Raw genomic sequence first — 19,433 nt, 5'->3', positions numbered from 1 at the left:
AAGCTGTTCAACCGCCTGGGCAGTTGGACAGCGAAGTACTGTGTCCGCAGTATTGGACTCGTCCGCAGGCAGGATTCGCGCGCCCCGAAGTTTGGCTAAAGTGCCATCATGAGGACGGGACTGTCCAGCTACTGGACTCAGGCCAGGAGTTGGATCATCGCGGTCTGTGTCGCGGCGGTGCTGTTGATCACTGCTGTGGCCGGGGATCACCAGACCACCGACTTCCCGCTGGTCGGCTACCTGCTCGTGGTCATCAGCGGCCTCGTGCTGGGTGTCAGCCGCAAGCTGCCGATTCCCGTCTTGATCGTCACCGGGCTCTGCGCGCTGGGCTACAACGCGATCGGCCTGGACGTGCCCGCCGTCGCCTACCTCTTCGCGGTGTACGCGGCGGTCCGTTCCGGGCACCGGATCGTCACGCTGGTGGCCAGCCTGGCCATGCTGTTCAGCCTCCCGCTCGCGATCATGGCGTCGCCGGCGGACGGTGCCGCGAAGGAGGCGCTCGCCCAGGCGCGCAGCGTCCTCGAGCTGGCCTGGCTGATCGCCGCCGCGGCCGCCGGCGAGGCGCTGCGGCAGGCCGAGCGGCGCGCGGACGAGGCCGAGCGCACCCGCGAGGAGACCGCCCGCCTGCGCGCCACGCAGGAGCGGCTCTACATCGCGCGGGAGCTGCACGACTCGCTCACCCACCAGATCTCGATCATCAAGGTGCAGTCCGAGGTCGCGGTCCACCTGGCCCGCAAGCGCGGCGAGGTGGTCCCCGAGTCGGTGCTGGCCATCCAGCAGGCCAGCCGCGAGGCGACCCGCGAGCTGCGGGCCACGCTGGAGACGCTGCGCGACGGCAGCCAGTCGCCGTCGCACGGGCTCGACCACCTTCCCGAGCTGCTGGCCGGCGCCCGCGGTATCGGCCTGACCACGACGCTGACCATCGAAGGCGAGCGGCAGGACGTGCCGGACGCGGTCGACCGCACGGCCTACCGGATCGTCCAGGAGTCCCTCACCAACACCGCGCGCCACTCCGGTGCCGCCACCGCGTCGATCCGCATCGACTACCGCCCGGACGGCCTCGCCATCCGCATCGACGACGACGGCCTGGCCAAACCTGGCGCCAAACCGGTGCCCGGCGTCGGGCTGCTGGGCATGCAGGAGCGCGTCACCGCGCTGGGCGGCCGGCTGCTCGCGGAGCCGCGCACCGGGGGCGGCTTCACCGTCCAGGCCGAGCTTCCGGTGGCGCAGATCTCATGATCCGTATCATGCTTCTCGACGACCAGCCCTTGCTGCGCAACGGGTTCCGCACGCTCCTCGACGCCGAGGACGACATGCAGGTGGTGGCCGAAGGCGCCAACGGCAAGGAGGGCCTGGCCCTGGCCCGCCAGCACCGGCCCGACCTCGCGCTCGTCGACATCCAGATGCCGGTCATGGACGGCATCGAGACCACCCGGCACATCGCCGCCGACCCCGAGCTGGCCGGCATGCGGGTGGTGATCCTCACCAACTACGGCTTCGACGAGTACGTGTTCCACGCGCTGCGGGCCGGAGCCGCCGGGTTCCTGGTCAAGGACATCGAGCCGGACGACCTGCTGCACTCCGTGCGGGTCGCGGCGCGGGGCGACGCCCTCCTCGCTCCGTCGATCACCAAGATGCTGATCAGCCGGTACGTGGCGCAGCCGCTCGGCCCAGAGGCAAGCGCGGGGATGGCCGAGCTGACCAATCGCGAGCGCGAGGCCGTCGCCCTGGCGGCGCAAGGGCTGTCCAACGACGAGATCGCCGACCAGATGGTGATCAGCCCGTTGACCGCGAAGACCCACGTCAACCGCGCGATGACCAAGCTGCAGGCCCGCGACCGCGCGCAGCTCGTCGTGTTCGCCTACGAAGCGGGGCTGGTCACTCCGCGAAACCGCTGACCGGTTGCTGCGGTCGCGGTAGCCGCCTGCTGCAAACGCAGGAAGCGCCGCCTTTGCGTACCGTCCCGGCGGTAGGGAAATGGTCGACTTCGGCATGACGACCAGCAATCACTTCCGTCAATAGGCTGGCACCGGTACCCGTCCACGCAACGAAAGGATGCACCATGTCCGTGCGTCGTCTGCTCATCGTCACCGCCGCCGCCCTGCTCGGCGGTTTCGCACTTGCCGCACCGGCCGCCGCGCAGGTGCCGCTCGCCGAGGACTCCGGCGGTGGTTCCGGGCGTGCCGGGTCCACAGTGGCCATGGCGCTGGCGCTGATCGGCGTGATCGTCGCCGGCTGGTCGCTGCGCGCGGCCGGCCGCTCCGGGAGTGGCAACGGCCGGGTCGGCGCCATCGTGGCCATCGTGCTGGCCCTGGTCGGCATGGTCGCCGCCGTGATCGCGCTGGCCGGCTCCGACGGCGGTGTCGGCAGTGGCGGCGGTCGCGGCGGCGCCATCGTGGCCGTGGTGTTGGCGCTGGTCGGCCTGGCTATCGGCGGACTGGCTCTCGCTCGCTCCCGCCGCGTAGCCTGACGCCGTCCCCGAGCAACGAGACGAGCAGGTCGCCGAGGATCTGCGGGCCGTGCTGGGTGAGGATCGACTCGAGGTGAAACTGCACCGACCGGAAGCCCTCACCCCGCAAGGCGTGCACCTCACCCGTCTCGGGCGTACGGCTGACCTCGATGCGACCTCCCCGCCCGTACGGGATGACGTCGTCTCCGGCGCGGGCGGTGTAGGTGTTGTAGAAGCCCACCAGCTCCGGCCGGCCGAAGAGGTCGACCCGCTTCTGCACGCCCTGGTTGGGCACCGTGCGCCGCGCGATCGGGAGGCCCAGCTCGGCGGCGAGGATCTGGTGGCCGAGGCAGATGGCCAGAAACGGCACGGTACCGGCGAGCAGGTCACGGGTCAGCGCGCGGAGCGTGCCCATGCGCGGATCCGTGGTGTCGCAGGGGTCGCCGGGCCCGGGCCCGACCACCACGAAGTCGTACCCCTCCGGATACAGTGGACTGTCGAATCGGGTGATCGTGGTGCGTAGGCCGAGCGCGCGCAGCTGGTGACCGAGCATCCCCATGAAGAGGTCCTCGTTGTCGACGACCAGCACGCGCCGCCCGTCCAGCCGGGGGTCCGGGCTCCGGCGGTGTGCCCCGTCGAGCCAAAAGCGTGACAGCGTGGCGTTTCTGCTCTGTAGTGCCAGCCGTACGCGCGGATCGGTGGCCGGCGAGGGGTGTGCCCTCGCCACAGTGGACCGGCTCGACCGGCCGGTGCCGTCGACGGCGAGGCCGAGCGCCACGCGCATGCCGGCCGCCTTGGCGCGTGTCTCGGCCACTTCGGACTCCGGGTCGGAGTCGCGCACCAGCGTGGCGCCGACACCCAGCCGCAGCGCGCCCGCGGCCCCGATCTCGGCGGTCCGGATCATGATCGCCGAGTCGAGCGTGCGGCTGCCCGCCGCGTCGCGGCCGATCAGTGCCAGGACGCCGCCGTAGTACCCGCGTCCCGCCGTCTCGTGGCGGGTGATGACCCGGAAGGCGTTCTCCAGCGGGCTGCCGGTGACGGTCGGCGCGAGCAGCGTCTCCCGCAGCACGTCGCGCACGTCCAGGTCGCTCTGGCCGGTCAGGATGTACTCCGAGTGGGTCAGCCGGGCCATCTCCTTGAGGAACGGTCCGTGCACCTGGCCGCCGGACACGCACATCCGGGCCATCATCTTCAGTTCCTCGTCGACGACCATGAAGAGCTCGTTGGCCTCTTTCGGGTCGTTGAGAAAGTCGAGCAGGCCGGAGATCTCCGGGCCGGTCGCGGGGTGCCGGTACGTGCCGCTGATCGGGTTCATTGAGACGATGCCGTTCGCCATGCTGACGTGCCGCTCCGGTGACGCGCCGATGAACGTGCCCTCGCCGGTGTGGAACAGGAACGTCCAGTACGAGCCGAGCTCCCCGGTCAGCAGGCGCCGGAAGATGGCCAGCTCCGCGCGGACCGAGTAGTCGTCAAGCCGGGCGGCGTAGGTGCGGCGGATGACGAAGTTCGACCCCGCGCCCTGTCCGATCTCGTCGCCGACCACCCGTTTGACGATCGCCGCGTACTCCTCGTCGCTGAGGTCGAACCCCTCGCCGGAGACCGGTACGACCTGGTCGGGCAGTGCCGCCAGGGCCTCGTCGCGGCCGATCGCGGCCTGCTCGCGCACGCGCATCGCGAGCAGCGGCGCACCGTCGTCGTGGCAGTCGAAACCGCGCTCGACGACCTGCCGGTACGGGATCGCCACGAGCAGGTCGTGCCGTTCACCGTCACCGGGGTCGCCGGGCAGGGGCAGCTCGGCGAGGCTGTCCACGCGGCAGACGTCGCCGGCCAGGACCTGCACGCTCGCGTCGCGGGCCGAGCCGGGCCGGTACAGCAGGGCGAACGCGCGCCCGTCCGCACCGAGGCCGGCCAGAACATCCGCGCCGGCCGTGCTCGAATCCGTCCCGTACATATCGTTTCCCCTCACCCGAGATCAGGCCACTCCGGTCTCGATACTGCGGCGGCGAAACGAGTCGCACATGACGTGAAGGCACCATCCCGTATTCGGGGTAACACTGTGGCGCTGTGGCGTAAACGGCTGAAATGAAGCGCCACTACTCACCCCTGTCGTAGCCGGGAAGGCGCACGCCCACTTACTGTCGAGCGCAACCAGTTCGACGAGGGCGGTGAAAAGACCGTGGATGTGCTCGTCCAAAAATTCGGCGGTACGTCGCTGCAAACCCTTGACTTGGTCCGCAACGCCGCATTGCGCATCGCGGAAGCGCGGCGCCGCGGCTCTGCCGTCGCCGTCGTCGTTTCGGCGCGCGGCAGCCGGACCGACGACCTGCTGCGGCTTGCCGCTGACGTCGGCGCGTCGAGCCCCTCTCGGGAGCTGGATCAGTTGCTGGCCGTGGGGGAGTCCGAGTCGGCGGCGCTCATGGCCCTCACCCTCAACGGGTTGGGGGTTCCGGCGATCTCGCTGACCGGACCCCAGGCCGGCATCCAGACGACCGACCGGCACGGCGACGCGCTCATCTCGCGGATCGGCGCCGTACGCGTGCGGGCCGCGCTGGAGGCCGGCGAGGTCGCCGTGGTCACCGGCTTTCAAGGGGTCGACCGCGCCGGCGACATCGCCACCCTCGGGCGCGGTGGCTCCGACACGTCCGCGGTCGCGCTCGCCGCGCGGCTGCACGCGTCGGCCTGCGAGATCTACACCGATGTGGACGGTGTTTACAGCGCCGACCCGCGCATCCTGCCCGCCGCCCGCTGCCTGCCGTGGGTGGAGCCCGGCGTGATGGCGGAGATGGCGTTCGCCGGGGCGCGGGTCCTGCACACCCGCTGCATCGAACTTGCCGCCATGGAAGGGGTCGAAGTGCGCGTGCGTAACGCGGCATCGCAGGAGCCGGGAACGACCATTGTGGACCGTGGCGACGTCGGGCCGCTGGAGACCCGGCGCGCCGTCGTGGCGGTCACCCACGACACCGACGTCGCGCGCGTGCTGGTGCACTGCCGCAACAGCCACCGGGACCTGGCGCCCGAGGTGTTCGCCGTGCTCGCCGCCGGCGGGACGGTGGTGGACCTGGTTGCCCGCTCCGGGCCGTACGAGAACGAGTTCCGCATGGGATTCACCATCCGCCGCAGCCAGGCGGACGCGGTACGGGCCGCCCTGCACGAGGTCACGGCCTCGTTCGGCGGCGGCGTGCACTTCGACGAGAACGTCGGCAAGGTTTCGGTGGTCGGGATGGGCCTGCTCAGCCGCCCGGAGTACACCGCCCGGCTCATGGCGGCGCTGGCCGCGGCCGGGATTCCCACGAGCTGGATCTCCACGTCCCAGATGCGGCTGTCCGTGATCGTGCCGCGCGAACGCACCGTCGACGCCGTCGAGACCCTGCATCGCGAGTTCCACCTCGACCGGCCGGATCCGGCAGACCTCACTGCCGCGCCTTCCGGCCGACCCGCCACCGTCTGAGAGAGGCAGGACACAGTGGCTCTACACAACGCCTCGTTCGCCCGGGGCCTGCGCCTGCGACGCCTGTTCCGGCACGGCGACGGGCGCCTGCTCGTCGTGCCGCTCGACCACTCCGTCACCGACGGACCGCTGCGCGGCGGCCACCTGAACTCGCTGCTCGGCGAGCTGGCCGGCACCGGAATCGACGCCGTGGTGCTGCACAAGGGCAGCCTCCGCCACGTCGACCACGGTTGGTTCGGCGACATGTCGCTGATCGTCCACCTGAGCGTGAGCACGCGGCACGCGCCGGACCCGGACGCCAAGTACCTGGTCGCCCACGTGGAGGAGGCGCTGCGGCTGGGCGCCGACGCGGTCAGCGTCCACGTCAACCTCGGCTCGCTGCAGGAGGCCCGGCAGATCGGCGACATGGCGGCCGTGGCGGAGGAGTGCGAGCGGTGGAACGTCCCGCTGCTCGCCATGGTGTACGCCCGCGGCCCGCAGATCAGCAACTCGCGGGCGCCGGAGTTGCTCGCGCACGCCGCCACGCTCGCCGCCGACCTCGGCGCCGACGTCGTCAAGACCGACTACGCCGGTACGCCCGAGCTGATGGCGGACGTGGTGCGCGCCTGCCCGATCCCGGTCATCGTGGCCGGCGGCCCGCGCGCGGCCGACACCGAGACCGTGCTGGCGTACGTGTCCGACGCGTTGCGCGGCGGCGCGGCCGGCGTGGCCATGGGGCGCAACATCTTCCAGGCCGACCAACCGGGCTGGATGGCATCGACGGTCGCACGGGTCGTGCACGAGTCGCGGCACGTGCCGGACCGGTACGACATCGACGACCGGCTCGCCCTTACGTCCTGAGACTCCCCGAACTTCCGCTGAGGAGACACCTGTGAAGCTGTGCTGGCTTGACATCCGCAACGCCAACGGCGCCAAGGAAGCCATCGTCGAGGAGGCCCTCCACCAGAGGGTCGACGCCATCGTCGCGTCCGACCCGGCCGACCTGGAGGCACTGCCCCCGACGGTCAAGAAGGTCCTGTTCCCGAAAAACCTGCCGTTGCCGGAGAAGCTGGAGCCCGCCGACCTGGTCATCGTCGAGCCGGACCGGCACGGTGAGCCCGCCGCGCTGGCGCTGCAGTACCCCGATGTGGAGTTCGGCCGGTACGTGGAGATCGTCGACGCCGACACGCTCGAGGACGCCTGCCGCTCCGCCCGCCACGAGCGGTGGAGCCTGCTCTACTTCCGCGACCCCACCAAGATCCCGCTGGAGATCGTGCTGGCCGCCGCGGCCGGTGCCGACGGCAGCATCATCACCCAGGTCGCCGACGTCGAAGAGGGCGAGATCGTCTTCGGTGTGCTCGAGCACGGCTCCGACGGCGTCATGCTCGCGCCCCGCCGCGTGGGCGAGGCGACCGAGCTCAAGGCGGCCGCGGTCACCAAGGCGGCCGACCTGTCGCTGGTGGAGCTCGAGGTCACCGGCATCCGCCGGGTGGGCATGGGCGAGCGGGCCTGCGTCGACACCTGCTCCAACTTCGGCCTCGACGAGGGCATCCTCGTCGGCTCGCACTCGACCGGCATGATCCTGTGCTGCAGCGAGACCCACCCGCTGCCGTACATGCCGACCCGGCCCTTCCGGGTCAACGCCGGCGCGCTGCACTCGTACACGCTGTCGGCCAACGGCCGCACCAACTACCTCAGCGAGCTCGTCTCCGGCGGCCGGGTGCTCGCCGTCGACGCCAACGGCAAGTCGCGGGTCATCACCGTCGGCCGAGTCAAGATCGAGACGCGGCCGCTGCTCGCGATCGACGCGGTCTCGCCGTCCGGCGTGAAGGTGAACCTCATCGTGCAGGACGACTGGCACGTGCGCGTGCTCGGCCCCGGCGCGTCGGTGCTGAACGTGACCGAGCTGACCGAAGGCACGAAGGTCCTCGGCTACCTGCCCGTCGAGCAGCGGCACGTGGGGTACCCGATCGAAGAGTTCTGCATCGAGAAGTAGGCGGCGCGGCGATGGGGAACGTGCTGGACTTCCACGTGCGCCTGGCACCTCGGCCGGGCGCCCGGGAGCGACTGTTGTCCACATTGGAGGAGTGCGGTCTGGACCGCGCGGTGGTGTGCGCGGGAGGCACCATCGACCTGGACCGCCTGTCCCGCCAGCTCATCGAGGGCGGGCACATCGAGACCGACGCCGACAACGACGCGGTGCTCGCCGCCTGCGCGGGCACCGACGGCCGCCTGGTCCCGTTCTTCTTCGCCAACCCCCATCGCCCTCCCGAGGCGTACCGGGAAAGGGCCGCCGAGTTTCGCGGCCTGGAGGTCTCGCCCGCCGTCCACGGCGTCGGACTCGACGACCCGCGGGTCGCCGCGCTCGTCGGCGTGGCGGCGGAGTTCGCCCACCCGGTGTACGCCGTCTGCCTGGAGCGACGGGGCGCGGGCGTGGCCGACCTGGTCGGCCTGGCCCGGCAGTTTCCGCAGGTGAACTTCGTGCTCGGGCACAGCGGCATCGGCAACATCGACTTCTACGCCCTGACCCTGATCCGGGACGAGCCCAACATCCTGCTGGAGACCTCCGGCGGCTACACGTGCGTGGCCGAGGCGGCAGTCAGCCGGCTCGGCGCCGGGCGGGTGGTGTTCGGCTCCGAGTATCCGCTCCAGCACCCTCGGTGGAGCTGGCCAAGTTCCAGGCGCTGCGGATACCGGCCGAGCAGTGGCGGCAGATCGCCTGGGACAACGCGCATCGAGTGCTGTCACATGGAGCCTGTCGGTATGGGACCGAGTAAGCGTTCTCAGAGAGGAGAAGTCGTGACCGACGACGCACCTTCGAACCTGCCGCAGCTCGGCCAGTGGCAGGGACCGGACGACCTGCAGCGCCTGCAGGAGAAGCAGCTGCCGCAGACGGTCACCTGGGCGGCCCGCTCGCCCTTCTACCGCAAGTGGCTGAAGTCGGCGACGGCGCTGCCCACCACGCCGGCCGACCTCGCCGCGCTGCCGCTGACCACCAAGCAGGACCTGCGGGACAACTACCCCTTCGGCATGCTGGGCGTACCGAAGGAGCGGCTGGCCACCTACCACGAGTCCAGCGGCACTGCGGGCCGGCCCACGCCCTCGTACTACACGGCGGAGGACTGGACCGACCTGGCCGAGCGCTTCGCCCGCAAGTGGATCGGCATCTCCGCCGAGGACGTGTTCCTGGTCCGCACGCCGTACGCGCTGCTGCTGACCGGCCACCTCGCGCACGCCGCCGGCCGGCTGCACGGTGCGACAGTGGTGCCCGGCGACAACCGGTCGCTCGCCATGCCGTACGCCCGCGTGGTCCGCGTCATGCACGACCTGGGCGTCACGCTCACCTGGTCGGTGCCGACCGAGTGCCTCATCTGGGCCGCCTCGGCGGCCGCCGCCGGGCACCGGTCCGATGTGGACTTCCCCGCGCTGCGCGCGCTGTTCGTCGGCGGCGAGCCGCTCACCGACGCCCGCCGCAAGCGGATCAGCCGGCTGTGGGGCGTCCCGGTGATCGAGGAGTACGGCTCGACGGAGACCGGCAGCCTCGCCGGTGAGTGCCAGAACGGGCGCATGCACCTGTGGTCCGACCGGGCACTGTTCGAGGTGTACGACCCGGCGACCGGCAACGTCAGCGCGGAGGGCGACGGCCAGCTCGTGGTCACCCCGCTGTACCGCGAGGCGATGCCGCTGCTGCGTTACAACCTCGAAGACAACGTGTCCGTCTCGTACGACGACTGCGCGTGCGGGTGGCAGCTGCCCACCGTGCGGGTGCTCGGCCGGTCGGCGTTCGGCTACCAGGTGGGCGCCGCGAAGGTCACCCAGCACCGGCTGGAGGAGCTCGTCTTCTCCCTGCCCGAGACCTACGGTGTCGTGTTCTGGCGGGCACGGGCGGAGCCGGCGGCGCTGCGCATCGAGATCGAGGTGGCCCAGGAGCACCGCGCCGCCGCCGAGGCGGAGCTGGCCGCGTCGATAAAGGCCGCGTACGGCGTCGACAGCGACGTCGCCGGCCTCGCGCCGGGGACGCTGGTGCCGAACGAGGCGCTGACCGGCATGTCCGACGTGGTCAAGCCGCGCAGCCTGTTCGGGCCCGACGAGGACTGGGGCAAAGCGCTCCTCTACTACTGACGGGCACGAATTCACTGACGGGAACGACATGCCGCAGATCCGGGTGGCCGTGGTCGGGGCCGGAATCGCCGGCCTCACCCTCGCCGCCGCCCTTCACCGGGCCGGAATCGACTGCCACGTCTACGAGCAGGCCGAGCGCCTGATGGAGGTCGGTGCGGGAGTACAGGTGGCACCCAACGCCACCCGGCTGCTGCACCGGCTGGGCCTGGGCGAGCACCTGGGCGCCGTCGCGGTCGCGCCGGAGGCGATCGAGATGCGCAGGTGGGACGACGGCCGGCTGCTGCAGCAGACCACGCTGGGCAGCCAGTGCGAGGTCCGCTTCGGCGCGCCCTATCTCGCGGTACACCGCGCGGACCTGCACGGCGCCCTGCTCTCCCTCGTCCCGCCCGACCGGGTGCACCTCGACGCCCGCCTCGACACCGTGACCCAGGACGCCGGCGCGGCGCGGCTGCACCTGGCCGGCGGTACGACGGTCGACGCGGACCTGGTCGTCGGCGCCGACGGCATCCACTCGGTCTGCCGCGAGCAGATCGTCACCGACACGCCGCGCTACTCCGGGCAGACGATCTACCGGGGGCTGGTACCGGCCGACCGGGTGCCGTACCTGCTCACCAACCCCCGGGTGCAGCTGTGGTTCGGACCGGACCAGCACCTGGTCTGCTACCCGGTCTCGGCCGGCCGCCAGGTCAGCTTCGGCGCGACCGTGCCCGCCTCGGACTGGCGTGAGGAGTCGTGGTCGGCGCGGGGCGACGCCACCCAGCTCGCGATGGCGTACGCCGGCTGGCACCCGGACGTCGCCCGGCTGATCAAGGCGGCGGACGGGGTGAGCCGGTGGGCGCTGCACGACCGTGACGGCATCGACCGGCTCAGCGCGGGACGGGTGACCCTCATCGGCGACGCCGCGCACCCGATGCTGCCGTTCCAGGCGCAGGGCGCCAACCAGGCGATCGAGGACGCCGTCGTGCTCGCCGCCTGCCTGGCCGGCGCGGGCCCGGACGGCCTCGACGAGGCCCTGCGCCGGTACGCCGAGCTCCGGCTGCCCCGCACCACGCGGATCCAGCAGCAGTCCCGCGCCAACGCGGAGACCTTCCACCTTGTCGACGGGGACGCACAACGCCGCCGCGACACCTCCGCCCGGAGGTCTTCGGGCCTGGACCAGCACGCGTGGCTGTTCGGGTACGACGCCGAGCAGGCCACCACGACCAGCAGGAGTGCCTGATGGAACTGACCGGGATCGAGTCGACCGTCGCGCTTGTCACGGGTGCGGCACAGGGCATCGGCGAAGCGGTGGCGGGTGTGCTGGCCGGCGCGGGAGCACGCGTCGCGGCCGTGGACCGCAACGCCGACGCGCTCGCCACCGTCGTGACCAAGCTGGAGGCCGAGGGGGAGACCGCCCGCGGCTACGCCGTCGACGTGTGCGACAGCCAGGCGGTCGACGCGCTCGTGCGGCAGGTCGAAGTCGAGCTGGGGCCGATCGGCATCCTCGTCAACGCCGCCGGCGTGCTCTTCACCGGCCGGGTGGTCGAGCTGTCCGACCGGCAGTGGAGCGACACCTTCTCGGTCAACGCGGGCGGGGTGTTCCACATGTCGCGGGCGGTGGCCCGCCGGATGGTGCAGCGGCGCCGTGGCGCGATCGTCACGGTGGCGTCCAACGCCGCCGGGGTGCCGCGCACCGATATGGCCGCGTACGCCGCCTCGAAGGCCGCCTCCGCCCAGTTCACCCGGTGCCTGGGGCTGGAGCTCGCGGACTACGGCATCCGGTGCAACGTCGTCTCGCCCGGCTCGACCGACACGCCCATGCTGCGCGCGATGCTCGGCGAGGGCGCCGACTTCACGGCGGTCATCGAGGGCACGCCGGCGGCGTACAAGGTCGGCATCCCGCTGCGGAAGGTGGCCCAGCCGCGGGACGTCGCCGAGGCGGTCGCGTACCTGGTGTCCGACCAGGCCGGCCACGTCACCATGCACGACCTCTACGTGGACGGCGGCGCCGCCCTGCACGTATGACGTCGCGGGACAGAACAGGAGGCGAACCATGGCCATGAGCCCGATCGCGCCGTACCCCATGCCGGGCGCCGGCGACCTGCCGGACACGGCGGTGAGCTGGCGCCCGCGACGGGACCGGGCCGCCATTCTGGTGCACGACATGCAGCGGTACTTCCTGCGCCCGTTTCCGGCCGGGCAGTCGCCGCTGACCGAGCTTGTCGCCAACGTGATGAAGCTGCTCGCGGCGGCGCGCGCGGCCGGCGTGCCGGTGCTGTACACCGCCCAGCCGGGCGGCATGAGCCGCCAGGACCGCGGGCTGCTGCACGACATCTGGGGACCCGGCATGAGCGTCGACCCGGCCGACCGGGGCATCGCGGACGACATCGCGCCCGAGCCGGGCGACACCGTGCTGACCAAGTGGCGGTACAGCGCGTTCTTCCGCAGCGACCTGGAGGAGCGGCTGCGCGCGGCGGGGCGCGACCAGCTCATCGTCTGCGGCGTGTACGCGCACATGGGCTGCCTCATCACCGCGTTCGACGCGTTCAGCCGGGACATCCAGCCCTTCCTCGTGGCGGACGCGCTGGCCGACCTGTCGCTCGACGACCACCTCATGGCGCTGCGCTACGCCGCGGACCGTTGCGCGGTACCGCTGTCCATGGCCGACGTCCTGGCCGAGCTGGAAAGCTAGCGGCGTCCACCACCTACACCTGGAGGAAACTGTCAATGTCGGATCGCACTCGTGTCGTCGTCATCGGCGGTACCTCGGGAATCGGCCGCCACTTCGCCCAGTCGTGCGCCGAGCGGGGAGACGACGTGGTCATCACCGGCCGTTCGGAGGACCGGACCAAACGCATCGCCGACGAGATCGGCGGCCAGACCCGGGGCATCGCCCTGGACCTCGCCGACCCGGAGCGGATCGTTGACGCGCTGGCCGATGTGGACCGCGTCGACCACCTCGTCGTCGCGGCGCTCGACCGGGACTACAACACGGTCCGCGAGTACCGCCCGCTCGACGCCACCCGCCTGCTGACCGTGAAGCTCACCGGCTACACGACGGTCCTGCACGCGCTCGCACCGCGGATGACCGACGAGAGCGCTGTCGTGCTTGTCGGCGGCCTCGCCAGCCACCGGCCGTACCCGGGATCCACGACCGTGACGACAGCCAACGGCGGCATCGGTGCGCTGGTGCGGACCCTCGCCGTGGAGCTCTCGCCGATCCGGGTCAACGCCCTGCACCCGAGCATCGTCGCCGACACTCCATTCTGGAGTGACAAGCCCGCCGCCCGCGAGGCGGCCGTGTCCCGCGCCCTCACCAAGCGGCCGGTGACGATGCACGACTGCGCCGGTGCGATCGCGTTCCTGCTGGAAAACCGCTCGATCAACGGGATCAACCTGAACATCGACGGCGGCGAAGTGCTCATCTGACGCTGGTCGTGACCCGCCACGGCCCCCACGAACCGGCGGCGCCCTGCCCGTGCTCCCGCTGCGCCCGCGTGTAGCGGGACATGCTGCGCGCGGAGAACAGGGCCATGCCGGCCGTGAAGCCGGTCACCGGTACCGGCAGCCGCGTCCAGTAGGCGAGCCGGCCGTCCACCCGGAACTCCACTTCGGACGTCTCCGCCCGGTAGGTGACCGTGTAGGCGTGCACGAGCCCCGGCTCGGTCGGCACGTCCAGGACCACCCGGTGGATGTAGTAGTCGTCGGGGCGGGTCACGCCGGGCAGGACCAGTCTCTCGACGACCGCGTAGACAGTGTCGTTGGTCGCGGCCGCGTTGAGCACGACGCCGGTCTCCAGGTCGAAGAGGTTCACCGTGCCGAAGGCGTCGAGCAGGTCGTACGGGATCTGGCCGAACGTGCGCACGCCCATGTCGACCTCGAACGCCAGCTCGCCCGCCGGCGGCGCGGTGAAGCGCCGCACCGACCGGTACATCTGCTTGGCGTTGTTCTGCCTCGGGTCGCTGTCGTGGAAGCGGGTGAACGGGTTGACCGTCAGCTCGAGCCGCCCGTCACCGGTGTGCACCCGCGCGTTGCGGTCCTGGTAGGTGTGCGTCTGGCCGTCGGCCCCGGCGATCGACATGACCGTCCAGCGGGCGGGATCGAGCTCACCACTCGTGAAGTCGTCATACGTCCAGGCGTTGGTTTTCAGCGCCGACCTCATGCGCTAAACGATCCGGCGTGCGCGTCGACTGTGGACATCGCACGTTCACGCGATTCAAGTCCCGCGGCACGCCATTTTCGCTCCGCGGGCCAGACATACCGTGAATGGGCGATGCCGTACGCCGGCCGCGGTGCCTGAGACTGTCGCAGTACTGACCACCACGTCAGGGCGCCGTCACCCACAGTGTCCTGAACTGAGGAGGTGTCATGGGTCCAACGGACTCGGCAGCCGCCAGCGAACGATATGTCGCGGCGTACGAGAGCACGCAGTTCCAGGATTTGCGCCGCCGGTCGAACACCTTCATCGTCTGGGCGAGCGTCATCTTCTACGGCTGGTGGTTCGTCGGCATAGCGCTCGCCGCCTTCGTGCCGGAGATCTACCGCACCGGGCTCGGCGGACCCATGAACGTAGGCCTGCTGTTCCTGATCCTGTCGTTCGCGCTCGTCGCCGTCGTCACCGTGGCGTACATGAGATACGCCAGCACCCGGCTCGACCCGGTCAGCGAGCGGATCCGGGCTGACCTGGAAGGGGGCCTGCGGTGAGCGACATCCTCGCGGCACCGCCGCCACCGCCGATCGACAACACGTGGGCGGAACCCGCCATCGCGACCGGGATCGTCCTGGTCCTCGCGGTCGCGGCGTTCGCTCTCGTCATGGCGGTGCGCGGGCGGATCCGCAACCGGGACGACTTCCTCCTCGCCGGGCGAAACATCGGCATCGGCGAGAACGCCATGGCGCACGTCGCCGGCGGCATCATGTACTCGACGGTGATCATCATCGTCGGGCACGTCGCGCTGAACGGCTTCGACGCGATCCTGCTGCTGACCGCCTTCGTGATGTCGACGGTGCTCGCGGTGCTGATCTACGCCGGACCGATGCGCAACGTCAACGCGTACACGATCGGCGACCTGTTCGCGGTACGCGCCCAGCCGCGGCAGGCGCGGATGGCGTCGGCGGTCCTCACCCTGACCATCTTCGGGATGTTCACGGTCATCGCGGTGGGCTCGATGGGTTTCGTCGCGAGTCGGATGTTCACCACCCATCCCACGGTGAACGCGCCCGTCGTGGGCACCGTGGTCGGCATCGTCGGCCTGGCCGCCATCGCGCTGGTCTACCTGGGCGGAATGCCCGGCGTCACCCGCGTGCTGGTGCTCAAGGTCTCGCTGATGATGGGCTTCGTCCTGGTGCTGACCGTGGCGATCCTGGCCAAGTACAAGCTGAACCTCGCCGACCTGCTCAACGACGCCGAGGCGAAGGCCGCGCCGAGTCCGCGCGGCGACCTGCTGGAGACCGGCCGCCTGTTCGGCGAGGGCGCCACGGTGAACTCGACCCAGGACCCCTGGGTCCACCTGTCCAAGGCGTTCGCTATCGCGGTCGGCTCCATCGGCATGCCGTTCCTGTTCATGCGTTTCTTCGTGGCGAGGAGCGGACGGGCGGCCCGGCAGACGGCGGGCTGGGCGGCGATCATCACGGTCGGGTTCTGGGCCTGCATGGTCATCATCGGTCTCGGTGCTGTCGCGATCCTCGGCGGAGCCGCCATCGGCAAGGTCGGCGCCCACCGCGACATCACCCTGCCCAAGATTGTGGATGACCTCGGTGGCTCGTGGGCAAGCGGCCTGCTCGGCGCGATCGCGCTGCTGTCGGTCGGCGCCATCTTCGCGGTGCTGCTGCTCAACGGCGTGACCTCCTTCGTACGGGACGTGCGCGCGGCGCGCGGCCAGAAGGGGGACGCGGCCGCCGAGCTCAAGGACGTCCGGCGCTACGTGCTGATCTTCGGTATCGGTGCGCTGGTCTTCGGCATGGTGATGATGACCCAGCTCACGCACATCTTCATCCCGACGTCGATCGACCTCGGCGCCGCCTGCGTCCTGCCGGCCGTCATCTACTCGCTGTTCTGGAAGCGGTTCAACACTCGCGGTCTGATGTGGACCGTCTACGGTGGAATGGCCGTGACCCTCGTCATGGTGTTCTTCTCCAACGGCGTGTCGGGTGACCCGACCGCGCTGTTCCCGGACTCCGACTTCAAGTTCATCGACTTCGAGCCCGGGCTCGTCGGTGCGCCGCTCGGCTTCCTGTTCGGCCTCATCGGATCGCTCACCAGCCCGGAGCGCAACGACGCCGCCTTCGCCGAGATGCAGGTCCGCTCCCTGACCGGTGCCGTCATCCCGGCCCGGGCTGAGGCGGAGCTGCCGATTGCCGCCAGCGGCCTGAACGGACGGGACCGGACGGGTCGGACGCTCAGCGAAGCGCACTGAACAACCGCGAACGGTGTGGGGCGGTCCCTCCGCCCCACACCACTTCGGGAGGTAAGAAATCGTGGATCCGGTACCGGTCCTGATCGTGGGCGCGGGCCCTGTCGGCATGGTGGCGGCCTTGGCGCTCGCCCGGCAGGGCGTGCCCAGCGTCCTGGTCGACCAGGGCTTCGAGACATCGGTCCATCCCAAGCTCGACTACGTCAACGCACGCAGCATGGAGTTTCTCCGGGAGCTCGGGGTCGCGGGCGACGTCCGCGCCGCGGGCGTGACGCCGGAGCACCGGGCGGACGTGATCTGGTCGGCCGGCCTCGCCGCGGCGCCGATCACCACGTGGCGGCTCCCGTCGGTGGCGCAGGAGTGGCAGCGCATCGCCGAGCGCAACGACGGCACCCAGCCCACCGAGCCCGGCCAGCGCATCTCCCAGATCGACCTGGAACCGGTCCTGCGCGCGCACTGCCAGCGCGACCCGCTCGTCGACCTGCGGACCGGCCTGCGCTTCGACTCGCTCACCCAGGACGGCGACGTCGTGACCAGCCACCTGGTCGACGTCATGACCGACGAGCGGGTCCCGCTGCGATCCCGCTACGTGCTCGGCTGCGACGGCGCCTCGAGCCAGGTGCGGACGGCCGTCGGCATCGGCGAGGAAGGCTTCGACGTGCCCGGCCTGCCGGGCGCCTTCATGGTGCACTTCAAGAGCCGCGACCTGGAGAGCCTGCACCGGCACGGGCGGTTCTGGCACTACTTCGCGTTCCGGTACACGATCATCGCGCAGGACGAGGTGGACACCTGGACCGCGCACGTCAACGGCATGGACGCGGCCGAGTTCGACACCCCACCGGCCGACCCGGCGGCGTACCTGCTGGGCACGCTGGGCGTCGAGGTGAAGATCGACAAGGTGCTGCTGACGTCCCGCTGGCGCCCGGCCTTCATGCTCGCCGACCGCTACCGTGCCGGGCGGGTGCTGCTGGCCGGCGACTCCGCCCACCGTATGTTCCCGACCGGCGCCTACGGGATGAACACCGGGATCGGTGACGCGGTCGACGCCGCCTGGAAGATCGCCGCCATCCTCAAGGGCTTCGGCGGCCCCGACCTGCTCGACAGCTACGAGGTCGAACGCCGCCCGGTCGGCCTGCGCAACATGCACACCTCGCACCGGCACCTCGGCGTGCACCTCGAAGCGGGGCGCCGCCTGCGCGAGGGCGCCGCACCCGAGGCCGTCGCCGCCTTCATCAACGCCGAGCGCGGCGAGAACGAGTACCGGGGGATCGAGCTGGGCTACCGCTACGACGGCTCGCCCGTGATCTGCCACGAAGACTCGCCGGCGCCGCCGTGGAGCCCCGCGGAGTACACGCCGACGACCTGGCCGGGCAGCCGCCCGCCCAGCCTGGTGCTCGGCGACGGCAAGCCGATCTACGACCGCTTCGCCCCGGGGTTCACGCTCGTCGACTTCGCCGGCGACGGCAGCGCGACCCCGCTCCTTGAGGCGGCGGCCGCGCAGGGCCTGCCGATAAACCACACGGTGGTGACCGACAGCGCCGCCCGGCAGGTGTGGGAACGCGACCTCGTGCTCCTGCGCCCCGACCACCACGTGGCCTGGCGTGGAAACACCGCACACGGCGACCCGGCGGCCGTTGTCCGCCGCGTCCGCGGCCGAACCGCCGGTTGACCCGGACCCGACACCCACCGTACGAGGGGCATTGCTCATGGCGCACTTCGCCGCACTGGTCGGCCTGGGCAGCTACCTGCCGCCCCGCCGCGTCACCAACGAGGAACTATCCACCACTTTGGACACATCCGAGGAGTGGATCACGACCCGGACCGGGATCCGCAGCCGCTACTGGGCCCCGCCGGGCGTCGCCACCAGCGACCTGGCCGTCGAGGCGGGCCACCGCGCGCTGAAGTCCGCGAACCTGCCGCTGGAGCCGGGCGCCGTGGACGCCGTTGTCGTCGCCACCACCACGCCCGACCACCCCTGCCCGGCCACCGCGCCGCAGGTGGCGGCCCGGCTGGGACTGGGCACCGCCGCCGCCTACGACGTGGCCGCGGTCTGCTCCGGGTTCATCTACGCCCTGGCCACCGCGTCGGCACAGATCATCGCGGGCCAGGCCCGGCGGGTCCTGGTCATCGGCGCCGAGACCTACTCGACGATCCTCAACCCGGCCGACCGCACGACGTCCGTCATCTTCGGCGACGGCGCCGGCGCGGTGGTGCTCGCCGCGGTGCCCGACGCCGACCGGCCCGGCGTGCTCCTCGGCGTCGACCTCGGCTCCGACGGCTCGCGGCAGGACCTCATCATGATCCCCGGCGGCGGCTCGCGGGAGCGGGCCACACCGGGCGAACCCGACGCGCAGGACCGCTACTTCACCATGCAGGGCAAGAAGGTGTTCGCCGAAGCGGTCTCCCGGATGGGCGACTCGTCCTCCGCGCTGCTGGAACGGATCGGCTGGCCGACCAGCTCCGTCGATCACCTGGTGGGGCACCAGGCCAACATCCGCATCCTGAAGGCGCTGGCACAGCGGCTCGGCCTTCCCGAGGAACGAGCCGTCGTCAACGTCGACCGCGTCGGAAACACCTCGGCGGCGTCGGTGCCGCTCGCGCTCTCCGACGCGGCGGCCGCCGGCACCCTCGCCACCGGGTCCCGGGTCCTGCTCACCGCCTTCGGAGGCGGGCTGACCTGGGGCGCGGCGGCGCTGACCTGGCCCGACCTCAACGCGGCCTGACCAATACGTCACCGCCGATTCTTCGGCACCCACACACACAGAGAGCGAGGCGAACCACCTGATGACCACCCGGACGCAGACCCTGACCGACCAGCTTCTGAAGCTCATGACCTGCGAGTACGGCGCCCCGGAGGGCACCACCGCGGACACCTCCTTCGACCTGCTCGACCTCGACTCGCTCGTGCTTGTCGAGGTGGCCGTCGCGCTCACCGGCCGGTACGGCGTCGACGTCACCGAGGAGGACATGCACGAGGCCGGCAACATCGCCGGGACGGTCGCGATGCTCGAAGCGAAGGGCGTCCAGGCCTGACACCCGGGCC

General features: G+C 71.0%; 18 protein-coding genes. 16 read left to right on the top strand and 2 right to left on the bottom strand.

The annotated features are described in order from the left end of the window. Positions 1-108: 108 nt before the first annotated feature. The 3 genes from Phou_RS02680 (at position 109) to Phou_RS02670 (ending at position 2,470) form a co-directional block, all read left to right on the top strand. Complete coding sequence (locus Phou_RS02680; protein WP_173053230.1) at positions 109-1,239, top strand: sensor histidine kinase; 1,131 nt, start codon at positions 109-111, stop codon at positions 1,237-1,239. Continuing rightward, the gene (locus Phou_RS02675; protein ID WP_173053228.1) at positions 1,236-1,898 is read left to right on the top strand and encodes a response regulator; all 663 of its coding nucleotides are present in this window, start codon (positions 1,236-1,238) and stop codon (positions 1,896-1,898) included. Before Phou_RS02680 ends, Phou_RS02675 begins: the two co-directional genes overlap by 4 nt. Before the next feature lie 164 nt (positions 1,899-2,062). Then, the gene (locus Phou_RS02670; RefSeq protein ID WP_173053226.1) at positions 2,063-2,470 is read left to right on the top strand and encodes a DUF6223 family protein; all 408 of its coding nucleotides are present in this window, start codon (positions 2,063-2,065) and stop codon (positions 2,468-2,470) included. Here the strand turns inward: Phou_RS02670 and Phou_RS02665 are convergent. Beyond that, entirely contained in the window at positions 2,427-4,400 is a 1,974-nt protein-coding gene (locus Phou_RS02665) for an anthranilate synthase family protein (RefSeq protein WP_173058068.1), read from the bottom strand. The genes Phou_RS02670 and Phou_RS02665 overlap by 44 nt on opposite strands. 225 nt (positions 4,401-4,625) lie before the next feature. Here Phou_RS02665 and Phou_RS02660 point away from each other — a divergent pair, with 225 nt between their 5' ends. Genes Phou_RS02660 through Phou_RS02620 form a run of 8 tightly spaced genes read left to right on the top strand, consistent with a single transcriptional unit; the run spans position 4,626 to position 13,406 of the window. Beyond that, positions 4,626-5,897 (top strand): aspartate kinase, encoded by a 1,272-nt coding sequence (locus Phou_RS02660; protein WP_218578673.1) that lies wholly within the window; start codon positions 4,626-4,628, stop codon positions 5,895-5,897. Positions 5,898-5,912: 15 nt separating this feature from the next. Beyond that, a complete protein-coding gene (locus tag Phou_RS02655) occupies positions 5,913-6,737 on the top strand; it encodes a 2-amino-3,7-dideoxy-D-threo-hept-6-ulosonate synthase (protein WP_173053224.1) in 825 nt (274 codons plus the stop codon). Between the two features lie 31 nt (positions 6,738-6,768). Then, on the top strand, positions 6,769-7,872 hold the full coding sequence (locus Phou_RS02650) for a 3-dehydroquinate synthase II (RefSeq protein ID WP_173053222.1): 1,104 nt from the start codon (positions 6,769-6,771) through the stop codon (positions 7,870-7,872). A gap of 11 nt (positions 7,873-7,883) precedes the next feature. After that, complete coding sequence (locus Phou_RS50875) at positions 7,884-9,998, top strand: amidohydrolase family protein (protein WP_218578671.1); 2,115 nt, start codon at positions 7,884-7,886, stop codon at positions 9,996-9,998. Positions 9,999-10,026: 28 nt separating this feature from the next. Next, positions 10,027-11,217: an FAD-dependent monooxygenase gene (locus Phou_RS02635; RefSeq protein ID WP_173053218.1), complete on the top strand. Its 1,191-nt coding sequence runs from the start codon at positions 10,027-10,029 to the stop codon at positions 11,215-11,217. Next, positions 11,217-12,002: a 2,3-dihydro-2,3-dihydroxybenzoate dehydrogenase gene (locus tag Phou_RS02630; protein WP_173053216.1), complete on the top strand. Its 786-nt coding sequence runs from the start codon at positions 11,217-11,219 to the stop codon at positions 12,000-12,002. The genes Phou_RS02635 and Phou_RS02630 overlap by 1 nt, the downstream gene beginning before the upstream one ends. A 28-nt stretch (positions 12,003-12,030) precedes the next feature. Next, positions 12,031-12,669, top strand: a complete 639-nt coding sequence (locus Phou_RS02625) for an isochorismatase family protein (RefSeq protein WP_173053214.1) — start codon at positions 12,031-12,033, stop codon at positions 12,667-12,669. A gap of 35 nt (positions 12,670-12,704) precedes the next feature. Continuing rightward, positions 12,705-13,406, top strand: a complete 702-nt coding sequence (locus Phou_RS02620; protein WP_173053213.1) for an SDR family NAD(P)-dependent oxidoreductase — start codon at positions 12,705-12,707, stop codon at positions 13,404-13,406. On the opposite strand, the gene Phou_RS02615 is transcribed toward Phou_RS02620, so the two are convergent. Next, on the bottom strand, positions 13,399-14,139 hold the full coding sequence (locus Phou_RS02615; protein WP_173053210.1) for a DUF6081 family protein: 741 nt from the start codon (positions 14,137-14,139) through the stop codon (positions 13,399-13,401). The genes Phou_RS02620 and Phou_RS02615 overlap by 8 nt on opposite strands. Before the next feature lie 206 nt (positions 14,140-14,345). Here Phou_RS02615 and Phou_RS02610 point away from each other — a divergent pair, with 206 nt between their 5' ends. The 5 genes from Phou_RS02610 (at position 14,346) to Phou_RS02590 (ending at position 19,423) form a co-directional block, all read left to right on the top strand. Then, a complete protein-coding gene (locus Phou_RS02610) occupies positions 14,346-14,681 on the top strand; it encodes a DUF485 domain-containing protein (RefSeq protein ID WP_173053208.1) in 336 nt (111 codons plus the stop codon). After that, positions 14,678-16,393: a solute symporter family protein gene (locus tag Phou_RS02605; protein ID WP_173053206.1), complete on the top strand. Its 1,716-nt coding sequence runs from the start codon at positions 14,678-14,680 to the stop codon at positions 16,391-16,393. The genes Phou_RS02610 and Phou_RS02605 overlap by 4 nt, the downstream gene beginning before the upstream one ends. A 61-nt stretch (positions 16,394-16,454) precedes the next feature. After that, positions 16,455-18,059, top strand: a complete 1,605-nt coding sequence (locus tag Phou_RS02600; RefSeq protein WP_218578668.1) for an FAD-dependent monooxygenase — start codon at positions 16,455-16,457, stop codon at positions 18,057-18,059. Between the two features lie 37 nt (positions 18,060-18,096). After that, positions 18,097-19,113 carry a beta-ketoacyl-ACP synthase III gene (locus Phou_RS02595; protein WP_173053204.1) on the top strand — a complete coding sequence of 339 codons (1,017 nt, stop codon included), beginning with the start codon at positions 18,097-18,099 and terminating at the stop codon, positions 19,111-19,113. Between the two features lie 61 nt (positions 19,114-19,174). Next, positions 19,175-19,423: a phosphopantetheine-binding protein gene (locus Phou_RS02590; RefSeq protein ID WP_173053202.1), complete on the top strand. Its 249-nt coding sequence runs from the start codon at positions 19,175-19,177 to the stop codon at positions 19,421-19,423. Positions 19,424-19,433 lie beyond the last annotated feature (10 nt).

This window comes from Phytohabitans houttuyneae (assembly GCF_011764425.1).
GTDB classification, from domain to species: Bacteria; Actinomycetota; Actinomycetes; order Mycobacteriales; family Micromonosporaceae; genus Phytohabitans; species Phytohabitans houttuyneae.
This window is presented reverse-complemented; position numbering and strand designations above follow the sequence as displayed.

Excerpts from the sequence above, each read along its gene's own strand:
- Phou_RS02680 (WP_173053230.1), top strand. The coding sequence starts at position 109 with ATGAGGACGGGACTGTCCAGCTACTGGACTCAGGCCAGGAGTTGGATC.
- Phou_RS02675 (WP_173053228.1), top strand. The coding sequence starts at position 1,236 with ATGATCCGTATCATGCTTCTCGACGACCAGCCCTTGCTGCGCAACGGG.
- Phou_RS02670 (WP_173053226.1), top strand. The coding sequence starts at position 2,063 with ATGTCCGTGCGTCGTCTGCTCATCGTCACCGCCGCCGCCCTGCTCGGC.
- Phou_RS02665 (WP_173058068.1), bottom strand. The coding sequence starts at position 4,400 with ATGTACGGGACGGATTCGAGCACGGCCGGCGCGGATGTTCTGGCCGGC.
- Phou_RS50875 (WP_218578671.1), top strand. The coding sequence starts at position 7,884 with ATGGGGAACGTGCTGGACTTCCACGTGCGCCTGGCACCTCGGCCGGGC.
- Phou_RS02635 (WP_173053218.1), top strand. The coding sequence starts at position 10,027 with ATGCCGCAGATCCGGGTGGCCGTGGTCGGGGCCGGAATCGCCGGCCTC.
- Phou_RS02630 (WP_173053216.1), top strand. The coding sequence starts at position 11,217 with ATGGAACTGACCGGGATCGAGTCGACCGTCGCGCTTGTCACGGGTGCG.
- Phou_RS02625 (WP_173053214.1), top strand. The coding sequence starts at position 12,031 with ATGGCCATGAGCCCGATCGCGCCGTACCCCATGCCGGGCGCCGGCGAC.
- Phou_RS02620 (WP_173053213.1), top strand. The coding sequence starts at position 12,705 with ATGTCGGATCGCACTCGTGTCGTCGTCATCGGCGGTACCTCGGGAATC.
- Phou_RS02615 (WP_173053210.1), bottom strand. The coding sequence starts at position 14,139 with ATGAGGTCGGCGCTGAAAACCAACGCCTGGACGTATGACGACTTCACG.
- Phou_RS02610 (WP_173053208.1), top strand. The coding sequence starts at position 14,346 with ATGGGTCCAACGGACTCGGCAGCCGCCAGCGAACGATATGTCGCGGCG.
- Phou_RS02595 (WP_173053204.1), top strand. The coding sequence starts at position 18,097 with ATGGCGCACTTCGCCGCACTGGTCGGCCTGGGCAGCTACCTGCCGCCC.
- Phou_RS02590 (WP_173053202.1), top strand. The coding sequence starts at position 19,175 with ATGACCACCCGGACGCAGACCCTGACCGACCAGCTTCTGAAGCTCATG.